Origin of the sequence: Priestia flexa NBRC 15715, assembly GCF_001591565.1 — a bacterium.
GTDB classification, from domain to species: Bacteria; Bacillota; Bacilli; order Bacillales; family Bacillaceae_H; genus Priestia; species Priestia flexa.
This window is the reverse complement of sequence record NZ_BCVD01000174.1, coordinates 1-5,845: the sequence shown is the minus strand read 5'-3', so window position 1 is coordinate 5,845 and position 5,845 is coordinate 1. Positions and strand designations below refer to the sequence as shown.

The following is a 5,845-nucleotide window of genomic DNA, read 5'->3' as shown; positions in this document are numbered from 1 at the left end:
GGGGTCAGTCCCTTCGTAAAAGAATGCAGGGGGCTTTTTTTATTCATTAGAAAAGCATGGATGAAATTTCTTGTATTCCAATTCTGTCATCAGTTATAATGAAGACAAATGAGATTATGGACGGGTCTATGATTTTGGGAGGAAACGGAATTGAATAAAAAGACAGAAAATATTAAAATTTCAGCTTTGGGTGGTATAGGAGAAATCGGTAAAAATATGTACATCGTTGAGGTGAACGACGATATCTATGTACTAGATGCAGGAGCAAAGGTTCCAGGCGGGGATATGCTTGGAATTGATATGGTGATTCCTGATATTTCGTATTTAATTGAAAATAAGGAACGTGTAAAAGCTATTTTCTTAACGCATGGTCACGAAGAACAAATTGGTGCTATTCCATTTATTTCAAAAAAACTTGAAGTGCCCGTATATGGAACGGAATTTACCCTTGCGTTAGTAAAAGAAAGAATGAAAGAGGTTGGACTAAATAGTTTCTCATTGTTAAACGTTATCAGCTCATCGACACGTCTTTCGTTTGAGAACGTAAGCGTTTCATTTTTCCGAACAAACCACAGTATTCCTGACTCAGTAGGCATTTGTTTGCATACTTCACATGGCGCAATCGTACATACAGGAGACTTTATTTTCGATCAAAATCGTTTGTCAAAAAAACCTGATATTGGAAAAATGGCGATGATTGGTGAGCAAGGAGTATTGTGCTTGCTATCTGATAGTATCAATGCTGAAAAGCCTGGATATACAACATCTGAAGCTGTAATTGGTCAAGAGATTGCTTCGCTGTTCCATCATACAAAAGGACGAATTATTGTAGCGACATATAGCTCAAACATTCAGCGGATTCAGCAGGTAATTCAGGCAGTGTATGAAACCAATCGCAAGCTAGTTGTAGTTGGAAAAAGTATGATGAAAACAATTGAAATCGCAGTGGAACTTGGACACTTATCAATACCCGAAGATTTAATTGTCCCTGTGCAAAAGCTTCGCGATATTTCTGAGCACGAAACGGTTGTGCTAACGACAGGGCATCAAGGAGAGCCAATGGCAGCATTACATCGCATGGCCAAACAATCTCATAAATTTATTCAAGTGAAAAAAGACGACACGGTGCTAATTGCTGCAACACCAATTCCGGGCCATGAAGTAATCTTTGCAAAAGTAATCGACATTATTAGTCGCTTAGGAGCAAACGTCGTTCATAGCCAAAAGCAAGTTCACGCTTCTGGGCATGGCAGTCAAGAAGAACTAAAATTCATGTTGAATTTAATGAATCCTAAATACTTAATCCCTGTAAACGGCGAATATCGTATGCAAAAATCACATGAAAAAATTGCAAAGGAAATAGGCTTAGGTGATGATGAAATTTTTGTACTTGATAAAGGTGATGTAATTGAGTATAAAGACGGTCGCATGCAGCCATCAGGACGTATCTATGCAGGAAATACGTTAATAGATGGACTAGGTGTGGGTGACATTGGTAATATTGTCTTACGTGATCGTCGCTTGCTATCACAAGATGGAATTTTAACAGTGGTGGTTACAATCAATAAGAAGCAGCGTACTGTTGTGGCAGGACCGGAAATTATTTCTCGAGGGTTTGTGTATGTAAGAGAATCGGAAGCTCTACTTACAGAGGCAGGAAAAGTGGTTGAAGAGATTTTAGCAAAGTGCATGGAAGAAAAAGTGATTGAATGGTCATCTTTAAAATTAAAAATGCGCGAAGCGTTAAATCAGTTTTTATATGAAAAAACAAGACGTAAACCGATGATTTTACCAATTATCATGGAAATATAAGAGTTAAGAGGCTGGAAGGTAAAAGCTAATGACATATCCGAGCTATTGAGAGTTAACTCTCAATAGCTCGGATTTTTTTGGTGAGTAGGAAAACAAGTTTAAAAAAGAGTGGAAAGTGAGTGGCTGCAGCGCAATGGAGTAAACTTGTACTTTCAACCTAACTCGTTTAGAACAGTCAGAGTTCGCCTTTGAAAAAGAAGCATTTGGACTCTTTTTATTAAGAAACAGTATGAATTGTAAAAGCGATGGATTTAATAAAAAAGAAAAGCTCATACTAACAATATTATTGTTGGAAAGGAGCAAAATGATGTTTGAACCCAATGAAATGAATTCTTCGGAAACAGCACCACAGCAACCTGAAAAAGGTGAAGAGAATACTAAAGGTGGTATTTTGGATAAAATTCAGCAGCTAGGACAAACAAACGTTGCACAGATGCCACAGGATTCAAAGATTCACTGTTTAACAATTGTAGGGCAAGTAGAAGGGCATATGCAGCTACCGCCTCAAAATAAAACGACAAAATACGAGCATGTTATTCCACAAATTGTAGCGATTGAGCAAAACCCTAACATTGAGGGTTTATTAATTATTTTAAATACGGTAGGTGGAGACGTAGAAGCTGGTTTAGCAATTGCTGAAATGATTGCTTCTCTTTCAAAACCGTCAGTATCAATTGTGCTTGGAGGAGGACATTCAATTGGAGTCCCAATTGCAGTATCCACTCATTATTCCTTTATTGCTGGCACTGCTACAATGACAATACACCCAATCCGTTTGACAGGCTTAGTTATTGGCGTACCTCAAACATTTGAATACTTAGATAAAATGCAGGAACGGGTGGTCAATTTCGTTACGCATCATTCAAATATTACCGAAGAAAAATTTAAAGAGCTTATGTTTTCAAAAGGTAATCTAACACGAGACATTGGAACAAATGTTGTGGGAGCCGATGCAGTTGAATACGGATTAATTGATGAAGTTGGCGGGGTAGGTCAAGCTATTAAAAAGCTTAATGAGCTTATTGAACAGAAGGGTCAACATCAACAGGAGAACCAGTTATTGCAATGATTTTGTATACAATGATGCCCCAAGAGCTAATTTATCCCGATACAACACAAGCCGAGCTTCCAAAACAGAAAATGATGCAGTATAATGGCATTTCCATGCTTGTAGAAGAAAACGAATACAATCAACAGCAAATTGTCCGTATTTTAAGCACAGACCCTCAGCATTATTTAGACAAAAAATATTATCCTGGTCAAATTCTGTCGTAAGGATTTGAGTATAATTTTACTAAAACTATATGGTATAATAATAAATGAGTATGTTGCAGCCGAGTAATGGCTGCTTTTTTGTTCAGTTTATATGAATAAGAAAATCAACATAGGAAGACGTTGATTGGAGTGAGAACATGGCAAAGAAAAAGCGAAGAGGAAAATTTAAGAAAGAAGAATGGAAACGCATTGTCCGATTTGAACTCATAGGCTTATTATTATTAGCTATTACATTAATTGCGATGGCAGGGCTTGGTGCGGTTGGTCAGGCGCTTGTGCTGCTTGTTCGCCTTTTTATTGGTGAGTGGTACATGCTTATGCTAATCGGTTTGCTTGTGCTGTCAGGCTATATTATTTGGAAAAGGGCACTGCCACCGTTTATAACAAGGCAACTAGTTGGTACATATTTAATTATTTTAGCAATTTTATTATTTAGTCACGTCACGCTATTTGAAAACCTTTCTAAGAATGGTACTTTTACTGATCCTTCAGTCATTTTAAATACATGGGATTTATACATGCTAGAAGCAACTGGGGAAGTAAATCGCAGTGATTTAGGTGGAGGAATGGTTGGAGCCGTTATGTTTGCGATGTTCTATTATTTATTTGACAGTTTAGGAACTGAGCTCATTGCTTCCCTCTTAATTGTGATTGGCGTGTTATTAATTACGGGACGTTCTTTACACGAAACGCTTCGAAAGGTATTAACGCCAATTGTCCGCTTTTTAGTCACGGAATTAAAAGAGGGTTGGGAAGATATTACAAATTGGGCTTCTAAAAAGAAGCAAACATCTAAAGGGAAGAAAAAGCGTAAACCAGCTGTGGAAGAAGAGGAGGAGAGTGATGAACAGGAAGTAGAAACACCTGTCATTGCAAAGCAGCCTCCAATTATTGAGCACTTTGATTATGAAGAAGAAGCTGATTCACTTCCAGCGTCTGTTCAGGCTCAGCCAGACCCTCAGCCACAGCCAACAGTTAAGCCTGTTCAACCAGTGGAAAAGAAAGAAAGCCCAGCTCAACAAGAAGAAAAGGCGCCTGTTATTTCATTTGTGGAAGCTGAAAACATGGAATATGAACTTCCACCTATCCGATTGTTAACAATGCCGAAGAAAAGTAATCAAGCAAAAGAGAAGAAGAATATTTATAAAAATGCTGAAAAACTAGAAAAAACGTTTCAAAGCTTTGGTGTAAAAGCCACGGTTGCCAAGGTTCATTTAGGACCTGCTGTTACCAAATATGAAGTATATCCGGATGTTGGGGTGAAAGTAAGTAAAATCGTAAATTTAAGCGATGACTTAGCTTTAGCTCTTGCTGCGAAAGATATTCGAATTGAAGCGCCTATTCCAGGTAAATCAGCAGTAGGTATTGAAGTCCCTAATGAAGAGGTAGCAATGGTTTCGCTTCGTGAAGTCTTGGAATCCAAAGACAAAATGGATCCTGATAAAAAGCTGCTAGTGGGGCTGGGAAGAGATATATCTGGCGACGCTGTCTTAGCGGAATTAAATAAAATGCCTCATATGCTTGTTGCCGGAGCGACAGGAAGCGGTAAAAGTGTTTGTATTAACGGAATTATCATTAGTATTTTAATGAGAACGAAGCCCCATGAAGTCAAGCTCATGATGATTGACCCTAAAATGGTGGAACTTAATATGTATAATGGTATTCCACATCTACTGGCACCCGTTGTTACTGATCCAAAGAAAGCATCTCAAGCTTTAAAGAAAGTCGTAAGCGAAATGGAGCGCCGCTATGAGCTCTTTTCACACAGTGGTACAAGAAACATTGAAGGCTATAATGATCTTGTGAAGCGCCACAATGATGACTCGGATGCTAAGCAACCGACACTACCTTACATTGTTGTTATTGTCGATGAGTTAGCTGACTTAATGATGGTTGCTTCATCAGACGTTGAAGATTCGATTACTCGTTTAGCACAGATGGCGCGTGCAGCAGGAATTCATTTAATTATTGCAACACAAAGGCCGTCTGTTGACGTTATTACAGGGGTTATTAAAGCGAATATTCCGTCTCGAATTGCGTTTAGCGTATCCTCTCAAACCGATTCTCGTACCATTTTAGATATGGGAGGAGCCGAGAAGTTGTTAGGCCGTGGAGATATGCTGTTTATGCCGGTCGGAGCTTCTAAGCCAGTACGTGTACAGGGAGCATTTCTATCTGATGAAGAAGTTGAAGAAGTGGTTGATTTCGTTATTGCTCAGCAAAAAGCGCAATACCAGGAAGAAATGATTCCAACAGACGCGCCAGAACAAGTGGAAGAAGTAGCGGATGAATTGTATGATGAGGCAGTTCAGCTTGTAGCAGAAATGCAAACAGCATCTGTTTCAATGCTACAAAGGCGCTTTAGAATTGGGTATAATCGCGCAGCTCGCCTGATTGATGCAATGGAAGAACGTGGAGTTGTCGGACCTTATGAAGGTAGTAAACCTCGAGCAGTACTTGTTTCACAACAAAACGAAGATGTTGGAACATAATTAAATGGTTAGAGAAGACGTAGAGCATATGCCCTACGTCTTTTTTTGTCATAAATGCTGTTATTTTTTTATAAAAAGGTATTATAAAAAAATGTGTTATCATATTTTGTTAGGTAAAATACGAATGTTATTTTTTAAAATTAATTATTTGTTTGTCTTTAATAAATAAATATTGAAATATGAGGTTGTTAGACATGCTTACATGCAACAAATAGAAAAAATCAATATTTTTTAAAAAATATTAAAATTTTTTACATAAAATTAAT

At 38.0% G+C, this 5,845-nt stretch carries 4 protein-coding genes; all 4 read left to right on the top strand.

All coding sequences use genetic code 11. The annotated features are described in order from the left end of the window. Positions 1-150: 150 nt before the first annotated feature. The 4 genes from BFL01S_RS18665 to BFL01S_RS18650 all read left to right on the top strand — a co-directional run bounded on the left by BFL01S_RS18665 (position 151) and on the right by BFL01S_RS18650 (position 5,579). Positions 151-1,812: a ribonuclease J gene (locus BFL01S_RS18665; protein WP_061786615.1), complete on the top strand. Its 1,662-nt coding sequence runs from the start codon at positions 151-153 to the stop codon at positions 1,810-1,812. Between the two features lie 307 nt (positions 1,813-2,119). Further along, complete coding sequence (locus tag BFL01S_RS18660; RefSeq protein ID WP_025908581.1) at positions 2,120-2,881, top strand: ClpP family protease; 762 nt, start codon at positions 2,120-2,122, stop codon at positions 2,879-2,881. Next, entirely contained in the window at positions 2,878-3,087 is a 210-nt protein-coding gene (locus BFL01S_RS18655; protein WP_025908582.1) for a YlzJ-like family protein, read from the top strand. The genes BFL01S_RS18660 and BFL01S_RS18655 overlap by 4 nt, the downstream gene beginning before the upstream one ends. Before the next feature lie 137 nt (positions 3,088-3,224). Continuing rightward, positions 3,225-5,579, top strand: a complete 2,355-nt coding sequence (locus BFL01S_RS18650) for an FtsK/SpoIIIE family DNA translocase (protein WP_061786614.1) — start codon at positions 3,225-3,227, stop codon at positions 5,577-5,579. Positions 5,580-5,845 lie beyond the last annotated feature (266 nt).

Excerpts from the sequence above, each read along its gene's own strand:
- BFL01S_RS18660 (WP_025908581.1), top strand. The coding sequence starts at position 2,120 with ATGTTTGAACCCAATGAAATGAATTCTTCGGAAACAGCACCACAGCAA.
- BFL01S_RS18655 (WP_025908582.1), top strand. The coding sequence starts at position 2,878 with ATGATTTTGTATACAATGATGCCCCAAGAGCTAATTTATCCCGATACA.
- BFL01S_RS18650 (WP_061786614.1), top strand. The coding sequence starts at position 3,225 with ATGGCAAAGAAAAAGCGAAGAGGAAAATTTAAGAAAGAAGAATGGAAA.